This is a genomic window from Lachnoclostridium sp. Marseille-P6806 (genome assembly GCF_964238185.1).
In the GTDB taxonomy this organism is placed as follows: Bacteria; Bacillota; Clostridia; order Lachnospirales; family Lachnospiraceae; genus Brotaphodocola.
In genome coordinates this window covers 320,225-337,960 of the sequence record NZ_CAXSLG010000001.1, presented here as the reverse complement: position 1 = coordinate 337,960, position 17,736 = coordinate 320,225, and the positions used below count along the sequence as shown (strand labels likewise).

At 48.4% G+C, this 17,736-nt stretch carries 13 protein-coding genes; all 13 read left to right on the top strand.

The window, feature by feature from the left end; all coding sequences use genetic code 11:
- The first annotated feature begins 30 nt into the window (after window positions 1–30).
- The 13 genes from ACESON_RS01520 to ACESON_RS01460 all read left to right on the top strand — a co-directional run bounded on the left by ACESON_RS01520 (window position 31) and on the right by ACESON_RS01460 (window position 17,507).
- Window positions 31–498, top strand: a complete 468-nt coding sequence (locus tag ACESON_RS01520) for a tripartite tricarboxylate transporter TctB family protein (RefSeq protein WP_177958652.1) — start codon at window positions 31–33, stop codon at window positions 496–498.
- Between the two features lie 15 nt (window positions 499–513).
- Window positions 514–2,037: a tripartite tricarboxylate transporter permease gene (locus tag ACESON_RS01515; RefSeq protein ID WP_373108171.1), complete on the top strand. Its 1,524-nt coding sequence runs from the start codon at window positions 514–516 to the stop codon at window positions 2,035–2,037.
- Window positions 2,027–3,118 carry a dienelactone hydrolase family protein gene (locus ACESON_RS01510; protein WP_373108169.1) on the top strand — a complete coding sequence of 364 codons (1,092 nt, stop codon included), beginning with the start codon at window positions 2,027–2,029 and terminating at the stop codon, window positions 3,116–3,118. Before ACESON_RS01515 ends, ACESON_RS01510 begins: the two co-directional genes overlap by 11 nt.
- 10 nt (window positions 3,119–3,128) lie before the next feature.
- Window positions 3,129–5,195 carry a glycoside hydrolase family 28 protein gene (locus tag ACESON_RS01505; RefSeq protein ID WP_373108166.1) on the top strand — a complete coding sequence of 689 codons (2,067 nt, stop codon included), beginning with the start codon at window positions 3,129–3,131 and terminating at the stop codon, window positions 5,193–5,195.
- Between the two features lie 21 nt (window positions 5,196–5,216).
- Complete coding sequence (locus tag ACESON_RS01500; protein ID WP_373108164.1) at window positions 5,217–6,344, top strand: glycoside hydrolase family 105 protein; 1,128 nt, start codon at window positions 5,217–5,219, stop codon at window positions 6,342–6,344.
- Entirely contained in the window at window positions 6,332–7,177 is an 846-nt protein-coding gene (locus tag ACESON_RS01495; RefSeq protein WP_177958656.1) for a TIM barrel protein, read from the top strand. Before ACESON_RS01500 ends, ACESON_RS01495 begins: the two co-directional genes overlap by 13 nt.
- Before the next feature lie 39 nt (window positions 7,178–7,216).
- Window positions 7,217–8,734: a galactarate dehydratase gene (gene garD / locus ACESON_RS01490; protein WP_373108162.1), complete on the top strand. Its 1,518-nt coding sequence runs from the start codon at window positions 7,217–7,219 to the stop codon at window positions 8,732–8,734.
- A gap of 196 nt (window positions 8,735–8,930) precedes the next feature.
- On the top strand, window positions 8,931–9,908 hold the full coding sequence (locus tag ACESON_RS01485) for a phosphotransferase (RefSeq protein ID WP_177958547.1): 978 nt from the start codon (window positions 8,931–8,933) through the stop codon (window positions 9,906–9,908).
- Window positions 9,909–10,026: 118 nt separating this feature from the next.
- Complete coding sequence (locus ACESON_RS01480; protein ID WP_373108160.1) at window positions 10,027–10,491, top strand: hypothetical protein; 465 nt, start codon at window positions 10,027–10,029, stop codon at window positions 10,489–10,491.
- 180 nt (window positions 10,492–10,671) lie between these two features.
- Window positions 10,672–12,354, top strand: a complete 1,683-nt coding sequence (locus ACESON_RS01475) for a phospho-sugar mutase (RefSeq protein ID WP_177958549.1) — start codon at window positions 10,672–10,674, stop codon at window positions 12,352–12,354.
- A 239-nt stretch (window positions 12,355–12,593) separates the two neighbouring features.
- Complete coding sequence (gene thrC, locus ACESON_RS01470) at window positions 12,594–14,081, top strand: threonine synthase (protein WP_373108159.1); 1,488 nt, start codon at window positions 12,594–12,596, stop codon at window positions 14,079–14,081.
- A gap of 123 nt (window positions 14,082–14,204) precedes the next feature.
- The gene (gene fba, locus ACESON_RS01465) at window positions 14,205–15,068 is read left to right on the top strand and encodes a class II fructose-1,6-bisphosphate aldolase (protein WP_177958551.1); all 864 of its coding nucleotides are present in this window, start codon (window positions 14,205–14,207) and stop codon (window positions 15,066–15,068) included.
- Window positions 15,069–15,392: 324 nt separating this feature from the next.
- Window positions 15,393–17,507 carry a glutamine synthetase III gene (locus tag ACESON_RS01460; protein ID WP_177958552.1) on the top strand — a complete coding sequence of 705 codons (2,115 nt, stop codon included), beginning with the start codon at window positions 15,393–15,395 and terminating at the stop codon, window positions 17,505–17,507.
- Window positions 17,508–17,736: the final 229 nt, after the last annotated feature.

The following is a 17,736-nucleotide window of genomic DNA, read 5'->3' as shown; positions in this document are numbered from 1 at the left end:
ACATCTTAAATAAGGAGGAGATTTCTGAAGATGAAAATGCGTAGAGATACAAAAACAGGAATTGTAGGCCTGCTTGGTTGTGCGTTTTTCTTATTTGCAAGCCAGTCCATCAAACAGCCGGCCAAGCTTCTGGAGCCAGGGCCAAGACTGTTCCCCTATGTGGCGATTTTTCTGATTGCCGTAAGCTCTGTGGCTTTGATTATAAAAGGAATCAAAGAAAGGGAAATTGAAGAAAAACCGTATTTCCCCAAGGGCGGTATTCTGAAAATCAGCAAGAGTTTTCTGATGCTTGTACTTTATTCCATTGCCATGACCTGGCTGGGCTTTTTGATTACAACGCCGTTTGCAACAGTAGCTTTTATCTATGACTTAAGAGGCAACAGCAAAGTAAAACTGATTCCGTCCATTATCATTGCTCTTCTGGTGACGGGAGTGCTGTACGCCATGTTTGTCTATGGCTTCCAGATTAAGCTGCCGGCCGGAATTCTGTTTGAATAAGGGGGAAACGACAAAATGAGTGAATACATAAGTGCATTGATGACATGCCTGGAGCCTATCAATCTTCTTCTGATTGTGGCAATGGTATCTCTGGGTATTGTGTTTGGAGCGATTCCCGGACTTTCTGCAACGCTGGGTATTGCCCTGCTACTTCCTGTTACCTTTGGCCTTTCTACGGAAACCTCATTTGTGCTGCTGCTGGCAATCTGGATCGGAGGCGTATCCGGAACCTTTATTTCTGCAGTGCTGATTGGTATTCCCGGTTCTTCTTCTGCAATTGCTACCTGCTTTGACGGCTTCCCCATGACTCAGAAGGGACAGGCAGGAAAAGCTCTGGGCATTGGTATGACAGCATCCTTTATTGGAACAGTAGGTTCTGTTATTCTGGCTACTTTGCTGTCTCCGGTTATTGCTGAATTTGCCCTGCATCTGGGCCCCTGGGAGTATTTCTCTCTCTGCTTCTGCGCCATTACTCTTGTGGCTTCTCTGTCTAAGGGAAATATTTTTAAAGGCGTCATGGCGGCAGGTATTGGTCTTCTGATGGGATGCATCGGAATGGATCCGATTAACGGAGCAACCCGTTTTACTTTTGGAAACGTATATCTGACTGCAGGTATCAGTACGGTAGCCCAGATGCTTGGTATGTTTGCAATGTGCCAGATTATCCGGGACTCTGCAAAGGGCGAGGCAAAAATGCCGGATGTGGATACGGTAACAAACAAGGGGCTTGGAATTGGTTTCAAGGATATTATTGAAAATATCAAAACCATTGTTTTTGCATTTGCAAGCGGACTCTGGATCGGTTTCCTTCCCGGTATGGGCTCAGGTATTTCCAATATGGTTGCATACGGCTATGCAAAAAGCATCAACAAGGATCCGGAAAGCTTCGGAAAAGGAAATCCGGCTGGTGTATGGGCTTCTGAGACAGCAAACAACGCTTCTCTTGGTGGAGCTCTGATTCCGATGATGGCACTTGGTATCCCCGGAGATGGTATTACAGCGATGTTGATTGCCGGACTGACGATTCACGGACTGCAGGCAGGTCCCCTGTTTATGACAGAGCAGCCGGATCTGGCTATGCTGATTTTTGCCTGCGTACTGGTAGCAGCGATTGTTACCTATATTATCCAGATTGCGACAAAGCGCTGGTTCCCGTACATTTTGAAGGTGCCGTATCATTACCTGTATACAGTAATCCTGGTTATTTGCTATATCGGAGGTTATGGAATTTCCAATACCATGTTCAATATCTATGTGATGCTTGCTCTGTGCCTGCTGGCAATCTTTATGAGCATTGCAGGACTGCCTACTTCTCCGCTGGTGCTGGCCTTTATCCTGTCCAGTAAGCTGGAGCGCTACTTCCGTCAGGGAATCAGCTATGCGCATGGAAGCTACAAGGAATTTTTCACCAGACCGCTGTCTGCCGCCCTGCTGGCAATTGCAGTGTTCTGTGTTGTATGGCCGCTGTTCTCCGAGCATATGAAGAAGAAAAAAGCAGCAGCTGCTGTATCTGTGAATCAGGATGTCAATGATGACTGATCCAGAAGAACGGCTTCCGAAGATACAGACCTGTTATGGAACACTTCCGTCTATGCTTCGTAAATTTGACCGCTTTGCCCGCCGTGATTATTTCCGCGGGCATTCAGCGGAAGAATTTGAGGAGTGGAGAAAAAGGGAACGCATACTTCTTTCAGAACTTTTAGGACTGGAAAAAATGGAAGTCTGTGATTTAAATCCTGTGATTATGGAGACGAAAATGCTTCCGGAAGGGATTCGCAGAGAGCATATCAGGATTCAGACAGAGCCGGATGTTTGGATGACCATGTATCTGTTGGTTCCGGCAGATGCCGGTCCGAACACCCGGCTCTTTTTATGCCCTCCCGGCCATAATGGAGCAGGAAAATATACTGTGGCAGGTCTGGCGAAATACGGAGCAGTTCAGGAAAAAATAACCCAGTATCAGTATGACTATGGTCTGCAGCTGGCACGGAGGGGATTTGCTGCAGTTTGTCCGGATTGCCGGGGCTTCGGAGAACGGCGGGAGGCAAAAGAGGACACGCAGGATCCGGTTTTAGGATTAAAGGGAGACTGTTATTGGCTGGCTCATATGGGAGAGCCTTTGGGGATCCCGGTCGCAGGAATGCTGGTCTGGGATCTGATGCGTCTGATTGATTATCTGGAATTACGCGGTGAGTGGGATATGGAACATCTGGGATGTCTCGGATTTTCCGGAGGAGGAATGCAGACCTTGTATCTGGCTGCTTTGGACGAACGCGTTCAGTATGCAGTTATCAGCGGTTATATGTATGGATTCCGCGATGCGCTTCTGAAGCTGAACCGCAATTGCTCCTGCAATTATATTCCCCGTCTGTGGGAGTACCTGGATATGGGGGATATTGCTTCTCTGATTGCGCCGCGGCCTCTGGTGATTCAGTCCTGCAGGCAGGACAGACTGAACGGGCCGAGAGGAATTGTCAATGCGGTGGAGCAGGTTGCAGTCATTGAAAAGGCTTATCGGCTCTGTCACGCGGAAAAGCTGCCTTTCCATGATATCTGTGAGGGCGGGCATCAGTGGCATGGAGAACGGTTGGATAAATATCTGGAATATATAGGAAAGTAGGAAGAATTTCATGGACAGATTGAAGTTGCGTGAAACAATTTTAAGGAAAATTGAAAAGCCGGTGATACCAGATAAAAGGTATTCTGTCCTGGAGTTTGGAGCAGAGCCGGACAGCAGCAGGATTCAGACGGAAGCATTTCAATTTGCTATCGACCATATCAGCGAAACAGGAGGAGGAATTGTCTGTGTTCCGGCGGGAAAGTATCTGACAGGAGCGATTACCTTAAGGAGCCGGGTGGAGCTTCATCTGGAAAGCGCGGATACTTTGATTCAATTTGTAAATGAAGAACTAGAAAAGCATTATCCGCTGGTGTTTTCTCATTGGGAGGCAACGCCCTGCTATAATTATTCTCCGCTGATTTATGCCTGCGATGCCCATGACATTGCAGTAACAGGCCCGGGTGTATTTGACGGAGGCGCAGATGTAGCACACTGGTGGAACTGGCATCATCAGGTTGAAAATGCCTGGTCTGAGGATTTGCCGGATCTTCAGCTTGAGGACAGAAAACTGCTGAGAAAAATGAACCAGGAAGGCGTTGCGGTTGAAAAGAGGGTATTCGGGCCGGGCCATTATCTTCGACCCAATTTTGTTCAGCCGATTCGGTGCAAACGTGTGCTGTTTGAGGGTTTTACTTTGAAACACAGTCCCATGTGGCAGCTGAATCCGGTAATGTGTGAGAGTATTACGGTAGATGGAGTGACGCTTTCCAGCCACGGATCCAATAATGACGGATGTGATCCGGAAAGCTGCCATGGAGTTTATATCCGGAACTGCCGGTTTGATACAGGAGATGACTGCATCAGCCTGAAATCAGGTCGGGATCGGGATGGCCGGGAGGCAAACAAGGCATGCGAGTATATACTGATTGAGAATAACGAATTTGCAGATGGACATGGCGGGATAGCTCTGGGAAGTGAGATGAGCGGAGGAATTCGGTGTGTACTGGCAGAATTTAACCGCTTCAGCAGCCCGAACTTGACCTACGCTCTTCGTTTGAAAACCAACGCCCGCCGCGGAGGAAAAGTGGAGGATGTCATTCTGGCAGACAGCGTAATGGAACATGTTCACGGTGCAGCGGTTCATGGAACCATGCTTTATGAGGATGGAAGAAATGGAGATGATCTGCCGGTGTTCCGGAACATTACGATTGAAAATGTAACGGCCCACGGAGGGGATTACGGAATTTTTCTGGAAGCCTTTGAAGAGGTTCCCATTACCGGTCTGATTCTGAGAAATATCAGGATTGACGGGGCAGAGCAGTGTATGAGAAGCATGAACTGGAAGGAGCCGGTAATTGAAAATGTAGTAATTAACGGAAAATTCTTTCCAAGAATTGGTAAGCTGCGGATTGCCGGCGTTCCGTATAAGGGCGCCAGCCTGAAGGCTCTGGTAGAGTTCTGTGGAGAGAGGACAGAGTGCAACTATTGCTGGGAAATGAAAACTACCTGTGGGCGGTGGGAGCAGGCCGGAGGAGAAGCCGTCTTTACGGTTCCTTCTGATTGTACAGCAGTCCGCGTGTCTGCCAGGGACGCTTATGGAAACTGCGAGTACAGCAGGGAATACCGGGTTCTGGAGTATAACAAAGACCCTGAAGAAGATACAGAGAGGGCACGCATGATATGCCGCGGATTTCTACAAACGGATGATAACACAGGGGAGGAGCAGATGCTCAGCCGCGGAGCCCTGGCAAAAATTCTTCTTGCGTTTGGAAGCAACCATGAGGGGATGGAGAAAAATACGGCTGAAGAATCATGGGTAGAGCGGGCTATTCAAAAGGGGCTTCTGGCCCGAGCCGAGGATGGAGGCCTTCATCCGGAAAGAACTGTCAGCAGGCAGGAAATGGCTACGGTAGCGATGCAGGCATGCGGTGTGAATTACAGAAATGCATCCAGTACCATGCCTGTATGTGCCGATTCCGCCGAGGTGAGCAATAATTACGGAACTAATGTGGCGAGAGCTTTGTATTTTGGATTTATGACATTAGATGAGGCTGGAAGATTCCGGCCAACAGCTCCAGTAACAATGAAGGAAACAGTCCGGATTATAAACAGAGTAGCAGATTTTGCAGGAATGTAAGGGAAAGGGAGAGTTGTATCTATGTGGTTAGAGTATTTTGCTCAATATCTGGAAAATGCATTTCCAAAATTTTTAAAAGAAAAGGTATGGAATTACAAGGATGATCTTTGTGTGATTGGCGCGGCAGATCTGTCTGATGCCACAGGAAATCCAGAGTGGAACCGGTATATTACGAAAAATGCTCACTGGCTGATGGCTGAAGATGGAACAGTTGCCAACTGGAAAGAGGGAGAGAATAATATTGATAAAGTAAGCTTTGGAAAGTCTCTTCGAATTCTCAGAGATTTGACGGGAGATGCCAGGTATGCTGCGGCAGTGGAAAAGGCATATGATTTTTTAAAACAGTATCCCAGAACAGAATCAGGCAATTTCTGGCATAAGGATATTTACCCTAACCAAGTATGGCTGGATGGTCTTTACATGGCAATGCCGTTTTATGCAAAAACCCTGATAGAAAACGGAGAAGAACGGTGGGATGATATTCTGGATCAGTTTCAGAGTGCCCACCGTCTTCTGTGGGATGAGAATCTGGGGCTTTATGTTCACGGCTGCGATGTAAGCCGTCAGGCAGACTGGGCCGACCCGGAAACGGGAAGAAGCGAGTGTGTGTGGAGCCGTGCAGAGGGATGGTTTTTAATGGCATTGATTGATGTGTATGAGCTGGCTGTAGATCATACACCCCGTGCAAAGGAGCTGGGAGAACTGCTGAAAAATGCGGTTCGCGGACTGCTGCCTTATCAGGATCCGGAAACAGGAATGATTTATCAGGTGGTAGAGCAGAAAGAATATCCAGGAAATTACCTGGAAACCTCCGGAAGTGCCATGATTGCGTATGCTCTGATGAAAGGAGCGCGCCTTGGAGTTCTGGACAGAGCTTTGGGAGAAGAGGGAAGCCGGATTCTGGACGGAATCCGTGATACCTATCTGAAAAAGGAAGAGGATGGATTTCATTTACATGGAATCTGCGCCAGCGCAGGACTGGGAAAGGGACCAGATCCTCATAACCGTCAGGATCGGGACGGTACTGCCCGGTATTACGTCAGTGAAGCGCAGATGACAGATAATCAGCACGGAACAGGTGCCTGTATGATGGCTGTCAGCGAACAGCTGAGATGGAAGAAGAAAGGAGAATCGGTATGCTGCAGTTAGGTCTTCGTCTTCACGATGCAGAGAAGCTTCCCATGGAGGAGCTGCTTCCTGTTATCAGAAAAAAGGGATATACATGTGCCCATCTGGCACTGAGCAAGGCCATGAAGGATTATCCCTGCGGTCCGGAAGCGCTGACACCAGGATATGCTCATTACCTGCGCCGGCTGTTTGAGAAAAATGAGATGGATATTGCTGTTCTTGGCAATTATCTGAATCTGGCTCATCCGGACGAAGCCGTGATTCGCGCTTCTCTGGAAAAATACTATTCCCATATCCGCTTTGCTTCCCTGTTGGGCTGCGGCATGGTGGGAACTGAGACAGGAGCTCCTAATGCGGAATATCGATATTGTCCGGAATGCCGTTCTGAGGAGGCTCTTGCCCTCTTTATCCGCAATCTGAAGCCGGTGGTTCGGTGTGCAGAGCAGTTTGGAGTGATTCTTGCTATTGAACCAGTAGCGCGGCATATTGTGTATAATGCGAAGAGGGCCAGGATTGTCCTGGATGAAGTTGGTTCTCACAATCTTCAGATTCTGTTTGATCCGGTTAATCTTCTGGATTTGGAAAATGTGGATCACCGGGACGAGGTGTTTGCAGAGGCGATAGAGCTGCTGGGGCCGGATATTGCGATGGTTCATTTTAAGGACTTTGTCCGTGTCCAAGAGGGCTATGGTTTAAAGGCCGTGGGCGCAGGTACGGGAGAGATGGATTTTACGCCGATTATGCGGTATATTAAGAGAGAAAAACCGTTTATCTACGGAACCCTGGAAAATACGACGCCAGAAAATGCAAAGCTCTGTGGAGAGAAGATGCGGGAGCTTTACGAATCTGTTTAAGTGTTTGAAAACCCGGAAGGGAGAAAGGGAGGAAACCTTATGGCACGTTTATACGTGAAAATCAAAGATCAGGATAATGTGGCAGTTGCTGTTGAAGAATTGAAGGCAGGAACAGAAATTATGGAGGGATTAACTGTGAATCAGGACATTCCCCAGGCTCATAAAATTGCCCTGTGCGATATACCGGCAGGAGAAGCAGTTATCCGGTACGGAGTGGTTCTTGGATATGCAATCCATGACATCAAACGGGGAGACTGGATTAATGAGCATATGCTGGAACTTCCAGAAAGCCCGTCACTGGAAAATATGGAATACGGAACCAATCTGGTAAAAATGGAGGATCTTCCTGTGCCCACCAGAACAACCTGGATGGGCTACCGGAATGCAGAGGGGCCGGCAGGAACCAGAAATCTTCTGGGAATTGTGACAACCGTTCAGTGTGCCGCAGGGGTCTTGAAGGTAGCTGTTGAGCGGATAAAAAAGGAGCTGCTTCCTAAATATCCCAATGTGGATGGAGTTGTTGCAGTAACTCATCCCTACGGCTGCGGAGTTGCCATTAATGCGCCTCTGGCCTGCATCCCAATTCGTGCAATTACCAATGTGATTCGTCATCCAAATTTTGGCGGAGAGATTATGGTGGTTGGACTGGGATGTGAGAAGCTGACCTACGACCGGGTTCTTCCGCCGGAGGATATTACTCCGGAAAACGTTCTGACGCTGCAGGACTATGCCGGACATGATGCCATGATGAATGCGATTCTGGAAATGGCAGAGAAAAAGCTTCAGAGACTGAATCAGAGAACTAGAGAGGAGCTTCCGTTAAAGGATCTTCTAATTGGCATGCAGTGCGGAGGAAGCGATGCTTTTTCCGGTATTTCAGCCAATCCCAGCGCGGGCTATGCAGCAGATATGCTGGTGCGGGGCGGCGCTACTGTGATGTTCAGTGAGGTGACAGAGGTCCGCGACGGCGTACATATGCTGGCAGCACGGTGTCCGGATGCTCATACTAGAGATCGTCTGGCAGAAGAGATGAAATGGTATGATGATTATTTAGAGCAGGGGGGCGTGGATCGTGACGCTAACCCTACCCCGGGAAATAAGAAGGGCGGACTGGCCAATATTGTAGAAAAGGCAATGGGAAGTATCGCCAAAAGCGGAACCAGTCAGATTGTGGAGGTGCTTTCTCCGGCGGAAAAGCCGACAAAACACGGCCTGATTTATGCGGCAACTCCGGCCAGCGACATTGTATGCGGTCCCAGCCAGGTAGCCAGCGGTATTGGTTTACAGGTATTTATGACAGGGCGGGGAACACCCTACGGCCTTGATATCTGTCCTGTTATTAAGGTCTGCAGCCGGAATGAGATGAAGAATCACTGGTTTGATTTAATTGATATTTCTGCTGGAGAAGTGGCTACAGGAGAGAAAACCATTGCAGATGTGGGGCAGGAGATTTTTGACATGATCCTGGATGTAGCCAGCGGTGTAAAGGCACCCTATAGTGATCAGTACGGATTTCATAATGATATGTGCATTTTTAATCCGGCACCGATTACCTGAGAAATGGTCTGAAACAGGATTTTTATTGGGAGGCATAATCGCCTCCCTTTTTTCATACTCTGGAAGTAGCTGACAGGCAAAATGATGTAACAGTTCATAGGGCGAACGTACAATGCTTCCTGTCCGCTGTAAGCGGGCAAGAAGATGCATGGCTGAACTGTTGCAAAATGATGAAGCAGAGAGCGGAGGGGTGGGCGTGAACGACAGTTATATGGATGTTTTGCAGCAGTATGAGGGGGAAACTCTCAATGTGAGGAGAGGCCGCGGGGCCTGGATTTGTGAGCAAAGCGACGGGATCCGGCTGTTAAAAGAATACAGAGGAACCCTGCGGCGTCTGGAGTTTGAGGAGGCGGTGTTAACGGAATTGGAAAACGCCGGATTCGACCAGGTGGATCAGTATGTGCGCAGCCGGGAAGGCGCGCTGATTGCCACAGGGGAGGATGGAAGCAGATACATTCTGAAAAAATGGTTTCTGGATCGGGAATGCAGTCTGCGGGACAGCAGAGAAATCTTGACAGCCGTAAGCAGGATTGCGGCTCTGCACCGGGCATTTCGGAAAATTTCCTGGCGTGAGGAGTGGGATCTTGGTTCGATGGTTCCGCCGGGGGTGGATGAAGAGATGAAAAGACACAGCAGAGAAATGAAACGGGCCAGTGCCTTTATCCGGAAAAAACGGAAGAAAAGTGAGTTTGAACTGTGTGTGATGCAGCACTTTCACTGTTATTATGAACAGGCGCTGGAGGCTCAGGACGGACTGGAACTACTTGAGAAGAAGCAGGGACAAAGCCGTCTTTTTTTGTGCCATGGAGATCTGGATCAGCATCATATTTTGATAGGTTCTCAGGATGTAGCATTTATTGAATTTAATCAGATGCACCTGGGAGATCAGATGACGGATCTGTACCGTTTTATGAGAAAGGCTATGGAAAAGCATGGCTGGGATCCGCGGCTGGGGGCGTCTATGATGGAAAGCTATGATCGGGTGCTTCCCACCAGCCGGGAGGATCGGGCCTGCCTGTACTATCTGTTTCTGTATCCGGAGAAATACTGGAAACAGTTGAATTATTATATGAATACAAATAAGGCATGGATTCCTGAAAAAAATGTGGAGAAGCTTAAACTTCTGGAGGAGCAGGAGACAGGGCGGCGTCAGTTTCTGCGGGAGATACGGTAAAATCTTCGGTCCAGCAGGTGGAGTAATGCTGCATTTGCCGTGTTCCGATTCCGCCTGAGGCTCCCTTCATCAGCGCCTGATCCATTCTTCGGTAGGGGATATGGAACGGGTGTCCAGAGTGATAGTAGTTAAAGGACATCAGATAGACACTTTGAAGGTCAGGAAGCTGTGTCTCATACAGGATATAGCCTCTCTGATGGATGGAGCCGAAGGGAAAGCTGAAGGCGGCGGAAATACAGTAGGAGGAGTTGGGGCCGAACAGGGAGGCGCTTGTACGTATGCCCTTTTGCAGTCGGGAGATGGGAGCTGTATAGTCGGTGTTTCCTTTGGAAAAAAGGAGCTGACCGGAAATCTGGCTGTTTTCTTCATTGGGAATGGGATCTGGAAAAAGGGCAAAGCCGTCCTGCCACAGAGGGGAGAAGCCATTTATACGAAAATGTTCAATTACAGCAGCTCTGTCATGGGAGAGTCGGACATAAACAGCAGTTGTATACAGGGCTTCCTCTGGTGGCTCCTGGCCGTAGGAATACAGCTGATTGGAGAAATAGATCTTCTGGGAATCAAATATTCTCTGGCAGAATAGAAGCTGCTCTGCGTCTGTTTTTCGCTTAGGGTCATGGTGTTATCCCTCCCTTTTTCTGAATTGCCGACGGTCAGGTTTCTATGATACGGATTGACAGATTTTTTAAAAAAGTGTATATTTAAGTTAGGAAAATTTGTGTTCCTGCACATATTTTTACTAAGAAATTCGGGGGAGACAGTTATGTATCTGGATGATTACAAACGCTGGCTTGCAGCAGATCTGGAAGACGCAGATCTGAAGCCGGAACTGGCAAAAATTGAAGGAAATGACGAGGAAATCAAAGATCGCTTTGCGGTAGCTCTGAAGTTCGGTACAGCAGGCCTGCGCGGCGTGCTGGGAGCCGGTACCAACAGAATGAACATTTATGTGGTTCGTCAGGCAACACAGGGACTGGCAAACTGGGTGAAGACTCAGGGCGGCAACCAGACAGTTGCAATCAGCTATGACAGCCGCTTAAAGAGCGATGTATTTGCAAAGACCGCAGCAGGAGTTCTTGCTGCCAATGGTATTAAGGTACGTATTTACGATGCTCTGATGCCGGTACCGGCTCTGTCCTTTGCAACCCGTTATTACCAGTGTAATGCGGGTATTATGGTGACTGCATCCCACAATCCGGCCAAGTATAACGGCTACAAGGCATATGGTCCTGACGGCTGCCAGATGACAGATGATGCGGCTGCCATTGTGTATGATGAGATTTTAAAGACGGATATTCTGGAGGGCGCAAAGTACATCTCCTTTGCAGAAGGAGTGGAAAACGGAATGATCCGTTTTGTTGGCGATGATTGTAAGAAGGCTTTTTATGAGGCAATTGAAGCCCGCCAGGTTCGTCCGGGTCTGTGCAAAACTGCCGGACTGAAGCTGGTTTACAGCCCCTTAAATGGTTCCGGACTGGTTCCTGTTACCACAGTCTTAAATGACATGGGAATTACGGACATTACCATTGTTCCGGAGCAGGAGTACCCGAACGGCTACTTTACCACCTGCAGTTATCCGAATCCTGAGATTTTTGCAGCTCTGGAGCTGGGACTGAATCTGGCTAAGGAGACAGATGCCGATCTGATGCTGGCAACAGATCCGGATGCTGACCGTGTGGGTATTGCCATGAAATGTCCGGACGGTTCCTATGAGCTGGTAAGCGGCAATGAGATGGGCGCTTTGCTGCTTGATTATATCTGTGCAGGACGAATCGAGAAGGGAACTATGCCTGAGCGTCCGGTTGCTGTAAAATCTATTGTTTCCACTCCTCTGGCAGACGCGATTGCAGCTCACTATGGTGTTGAGATGAGAAACGTGCTTACAGGCTTTAAGTGGATTGGAGATCAGATTGCAGGTCTGGAGGCAGCAGGTGAAGTTGAGCGGTTTATCTTTGGCTTCGAGGAGAGCTACGGATATCTGGCAGGTCCTTATGTTCGTGATAAGGACGCAGTTATCGGCTCCATGCTGATCTGCGAGATGGCAGCCTACTACCGCAGCATTGGAAGTTCTATTAAGCAGCGTCTGGAGGAGATTTACGCAGAGTATGGCCGTTACCTGAACAAGGTTGACAGCTTTGAATTCCCGGGTCTGACCGGTATGGATAAGATGGCTGGAATCATGCAGGGACTGCGGGACAATCCTCCCACTGAGTTCGCTGGCTATAAGGTAGAGAAGGTAACAGATTATCAGAAGCCTGAGGAAACCGGTCTTCCGGCAGCCAATGTACTGATTTATGCTCTGGAGGGCGGAGCAACGGTTGTAGTTCGTCCTTCTGGTACAGAGCCGAAGATCAAGACCTACTTTACAACTCTGGGCAAGGACCTGGCAGAGGCTCAGGCTCAGAAGGACAAGCTGGCAGAGGCAATGAAGCCGATTCTGGCATAAAAGTCAAAGGGCTCAGACATAAAATAACGAATGCGAAAAAGGTCTGAACGAAAAAACATAAAAAGATAAAAGGCGGCCGCTTCCAAAATGTCTGAGGACATCAGGAGGCGGCCGCTTCTTTTTGCGATTTATAATTGCGCAGGGATTTAAAGTATGCTACAATCAACGAAAACACAGGCAGCAGAAATTGCCGGAGGCATCTGCTGCAGGCGCAGACAGGAAAGAGAGGGAGAAAAAAGATGAATTTATCCTATCAGAGTACAAGAGGCACAGAAAGTGGCCTGACAGCATCCCAAGCTATTTTAAAAGGGCTGGCTGATGACGGCGGATTGTTTATGCCCACTTATATCCCGAAGCTGGAGGTTCCCATGGAGCAGCTGGCCAAGATGTCTTATCAGGAAACAGCATATCAGGTAATGAAGCTGTTTCTCAGTGATTTTACGGAGGAGGAGCTGCGTTACTGCATTAACAGCGCGTATGACAGTAAGTTTGATACAGAGGAAATCGCTCCTCTGGTAAAGGCGGACGGCGCCTATTATCTGGAGCTTTTCCATGGAAGCACCATTGCATTTAAGGATATGGCACTTTCCATTCTGCCGTATCTGATGACAACCTCTGCGAAGAAGAATCATGTGGAGAATGAAATTGTAATTCTTACAGCCACATCCGGCGATACGGGAAAGGCAGCTATGGCAGGCTTTGCTGATGTGCCAGGCACCCGGATTATTGTTTTTTATCCCAAGGGAGGAGTCAGCCGCGTTCAGGAGCTGCAGATGGTAACTCAGAAGGGAGACAATACGGCAGTTGTTGCGATTCACGGCAATTTTGACGATGCTCAGACTGGCGTGAAGAAGATTTTTGGAGACAGAGCCTTTGGCGAGCGGCTGGCTAAGAAGGGCTTCCAGCTTTCTTCTGCCAACTCCATTAATATCGGACGTCTGGTTCCTCAGGTCGTGTATTATGTATATGCCTATGCAAAGCTGGTGGAAAACGGAGAGATTCAGAACGGAGATCCGATTAATATTACCGTTCCTACCGGAAATTTTGGCAATATACTGGCTGCCTATTTTGCAAAACAGATGGGAATTCCGGTGAAAACCCTGATTTGTGCTTCCAATGACAATAAGGTTCTCTATGATTTCTTCCGGACAGGAATCTATGATAAGAAGAGGGAATTTATTCTTACCAGTTCTCCTTCTATGGATATTCTGATTTCCAGCAACCTGGAACGTCTGATTTATCTGAGCACAGGCTGTGACGCGGAAGCAAACCGCAGCCTGATGGAGCAGCTAAATACACAGGGCTCTTACGAGGTTACGGAAACCATGAAGGAAGCCATGAAGGATTTTACAGGCGGATTTGCTACAGAGGCTGAGAATGCAGCTGAGATTAAGAAGGTTTATGAAGACACGGGATATGTGATTGATACCCATACTGGCGTGGCTTCTGCCGTTTATCGGGCTTATGCGGAAAAAACTGGAGATACGACACCTACAGTTATTGCATCGACTGCCAGCCCCTATAAGTTTTCTCACAGCGTGATGGAGGCTATTCGGGGAGATGAGGGCAGTAAGGATGAGTTTGCCATTATTGATGAGCTGTGCTCTGTGTCTGGTGTGAAGATTCCGGCAGCAGTGGAGGAGATCCGGAATGCTGAGATTCGCCATAAGCGGGAAAGCGATGTGGAGGATATGGAGAAGACCGTAGCGGAGATTCTGGGACTGTAACAAACTACTTCCCAAATTTCGGAAAATGTATTATACTGTTATACAGAAATGCGGGGTGGACAGGTTCTCAGTCCGCGCATTGGGGGATAATCCCGAATATAAAGGAAAACGGAGGATTTTGACATGTTAGTATCTGCAACAGAAATGCTGAAAAAGGCAAAAGAGGGGCATTACGCAGTAGGTCAGTTTAACATTAATAACCTGGAGTGGACCAAGGCAATCCTGGCAACAGCGCAGGAGCTGAACTCCCCGGTTATCCTGGGCGTATCTGAGGGGGCAGGAAAATACATGACCGGCTTTAAGACCGTAGCAGCTATGGTAAAGGCTATGATCGAAGAGATGAATATTACCGTTCCGGTAGCTCTGCATCTGGATCATGGTTCTTATGACGGATGCTATAAGTGCATTAAGGCAGGTTTCTCTTCCATCATGTTTGATGGTTCTCACTATCCGATCGAGGAGAACGTAGAGAAGACCAAAGAACTGGTAAAAGTTGCACATGCTATGGGTCTGTCTATCGAGGCTGAGGTTGGTTCCATCGGCGGCGAGGAAGACGGCGTTGTTGGTATGGGTGAGTGTGCAGATCCGGATGAGTGTAAGGCTATTTCTGATCTGGGTATCGATTTCCTGGCAGCAGGTATCGGCAATATTCACGGAAAATATCCGGAGAACTGGCAGGGCTTAAGCTTTGAGACTCTGGATGCTATTCAGCAGAAGACTGGCGCTATGCCGTTAGTTCTGCACGGCGGTACCGGAATCCCGGCTGATATGATTAAGAAGGCTATTGATCTGGGCGTAGCAAAGATCAATGTAAATACCGAGTGCCAGCTGTCCTTCGCAGCTGCAACCCGTGAGTACATTGAGGCTGGCAAGGATCAGCAGGGCAAGGGCTTTGACCCGCGTAAGCTGCTGGCTCCCGGCGCAGAGGCAATTAAGGCAACTGTAAAAGAAAAGATGGAGCTGTTCGGTTCTGTTGGCAAAGCGTGAGCCTGAACGGACGTAGCATACAGGGCGGTATGCCGCTTTGAATGGTTACGAATGAATTTTCATACGGAGCGATGGTGTTTTTTCGGCAGGAGAAGCACCATCGTTTTTCAGGTTTTAGATACTCGGAAGCTGTTAAACGCAGGATGCTTCTTGAACGGCTTTGCCAGACAAGAAGATGACCGTCCTGAACAGTTACTAAAAGACGAGAAATCACAGTAAGAAAGCACCAAAATACAAAGGCGCGGGAACAGAGCATCTGATACAGACGCGCGGAGAGGGATTCAAAAAAGGGAAAATTCAGTCAGAGGAGAGGAAGAAAAATTTATGAGCGAAGTATTGAATGCTGCAGAGATTTTCGGAAAAAACGTATTTAATGAATCTGTTATGAGGCAGCGTCTGCCAAAGGATGTATTTAAAAAAATGAAGAAAACCATGGAGGACGGGGCAGAGCTGGATCCGTCCATTGCAGGTGTAGTGGCTCATGCAATGAAGGAATGGGCGATGGAGAGAGGCGCTACTCATTATACCCACTGGTTTCAGCCGTTGACAGGTGTTACGGCTGAGAAGCACGACTCATTTATTTCTGTACCGGATGCTGCGGGAAAGGTCATTATGGAGTTTTCTGCCAAGGAACTGATCAAGGGTGAGCCGGATGCATCTTCATTCCCCTCTGGCGGACTGCGGGCAACCTTTGAGGCAAGAGGATATACTGCCTGGGACTGCACTTCTCCGGCATTTTTGAGAGAGGATGCCTGTGGAGTGACACTCTGTATTCCGACCGCGTTCTGTTCCTACCGGGGCGAGGCGTTGGATCAGAAAACACCGCTTTTGCGTTCCATGCAGGCTATTGACAAGCAGGCTCTGCGGATTCTTCGCCTGTTTGGGAATACTACAGCCAAGCGGGTTGTTCCTTCTGTAGGATCAGAGCAGGAATATTTTATGGTAGACCGGGACAAGTATCTCCAGAGAAAGGATCTGATTTATGCAGGAAGAACCCTGTTTGGAGCCATGCCTCCCAAGGGACAGGAGCTGGATGATCATTATTTCGGAGCTATCCGGGAACGGATCGGCGCCTATATGAGAGATCTGAATATAGAACTGTGGAAGCTGGGCGTGACAGCCAAGACACAGCACAATGAGGCAGCACCGGCCCAGCACGAGCTGGCACCTATTTATGAGCAGGCAAATCTGGCTGTGGATCACAATCAGATGACTATGGAGGCGATGAAAAAGGTTGCGGGACGTCATGGAATGACCTGTCTTCTTCATGAGAAACCCTTTGCTGGAGTGAATGGCTCCGGAAAGCATAACAACTGGTCTCTGATCAGCGATGACGGCATTAATCTGTTAAGTCCTGGCGATACTCCTCATGAAAATATCCAGTTTCTGCTGGTTCTGGCCTGTATTTTAAAGGCTGTGGATGTTCATGCAGATCTGCTTCGTGAGTCTGCGGCAGATGTAGGAAATGATCACCGCCTGGGGGCGAATGAAGCACCGCCGGCGATTATTTCTGTATTTTTGGGAGATCAGCTGGAGGACGTGATTGACCAGCTGTGCAGCACTGGTGAGGCGACTCATTCCAAGCAGGGTGGGACTTTAAGGACCGGCGTGGCAACTCTTCCGGATTTGGATCTGGATGCTACAGACAGAAATCGTACTTCACCCTTTGCTTTTACAGGCAATAAGTTTGAATTCCGCATGGTGGGAGCTTCTGATTCTGTTGCGCCAGCCAATGTGGTTCTGAATACCATTGTGGCAGAGGCATTCCAGGAAGCAGCCGACGAGCTGGAAAATGCTGAGGATTTTTCTGAAGCAGTTCATGACATGATCAAGAAGCTTCTGAAGGAGCACAGAAGAATTATTTTCAATGGCAACGGCTATTCAGACGCGTGGGTGGCTGAGGCAGAAAAACGAGGTCTTCCCAATATTGTTTCTATGGTAGATGCAATTCCTTCTATTACAACAGAGAAGTCAGTCAAACTGTATGAGCAGTTTGGTGTGTTTACCAGAGCGGAGCTGGAATCCCGTGCGGAGATTGAGTATGAGAATTACTCCAAGGTAATTAATATTGAGGCAAAAACCATGATTGATATGGCCAGCAAGCAGATTATTCCGGCTGTGATAAAATATACGACGCAGCTGGCTGGTTCTCTGGGGGCGGTGAAAAATGCCTGTCCGGAGGCTGATGTCAGTGTTCAGACAGAGCTTCTGGTGGAAACCTCTGCCCTGCTGTCTGATATGAAGGTTGCGCTGGCTTCTCTGGAAGAGGCCCTGGAGAATTGCTCCAGACTGGAAAGTGCAGAGCAGGCTCATGCATACCATGAGAAGGTAGTTCCGGCAATGGATGCACTTCGCGCTCCGGCAGATCGTCTGGAAATGATCGTGGATAAGGATCTGTGGCCTTTCCCCAGCTATGGAGATTTGATTTTTGAGGTATAACTGTAAATCAGAGGAAACATAGAGGAAAATAGAATAATCTAATACAACTATTCAGGGCGGCAGTAGATATGGCGGAAAAATCTGTATCAAGCTTGCTTGTAAGCGGATTGTCCAGCCAAATCTCACATCGGAGGAATTTCCGATGCTTCTTGTTCGACTTTGCCGGATGACAAGATGCCTCGTCCTGAACAGTTACAATCTAATGAAAAAACGGCGGAATATGTCTTGG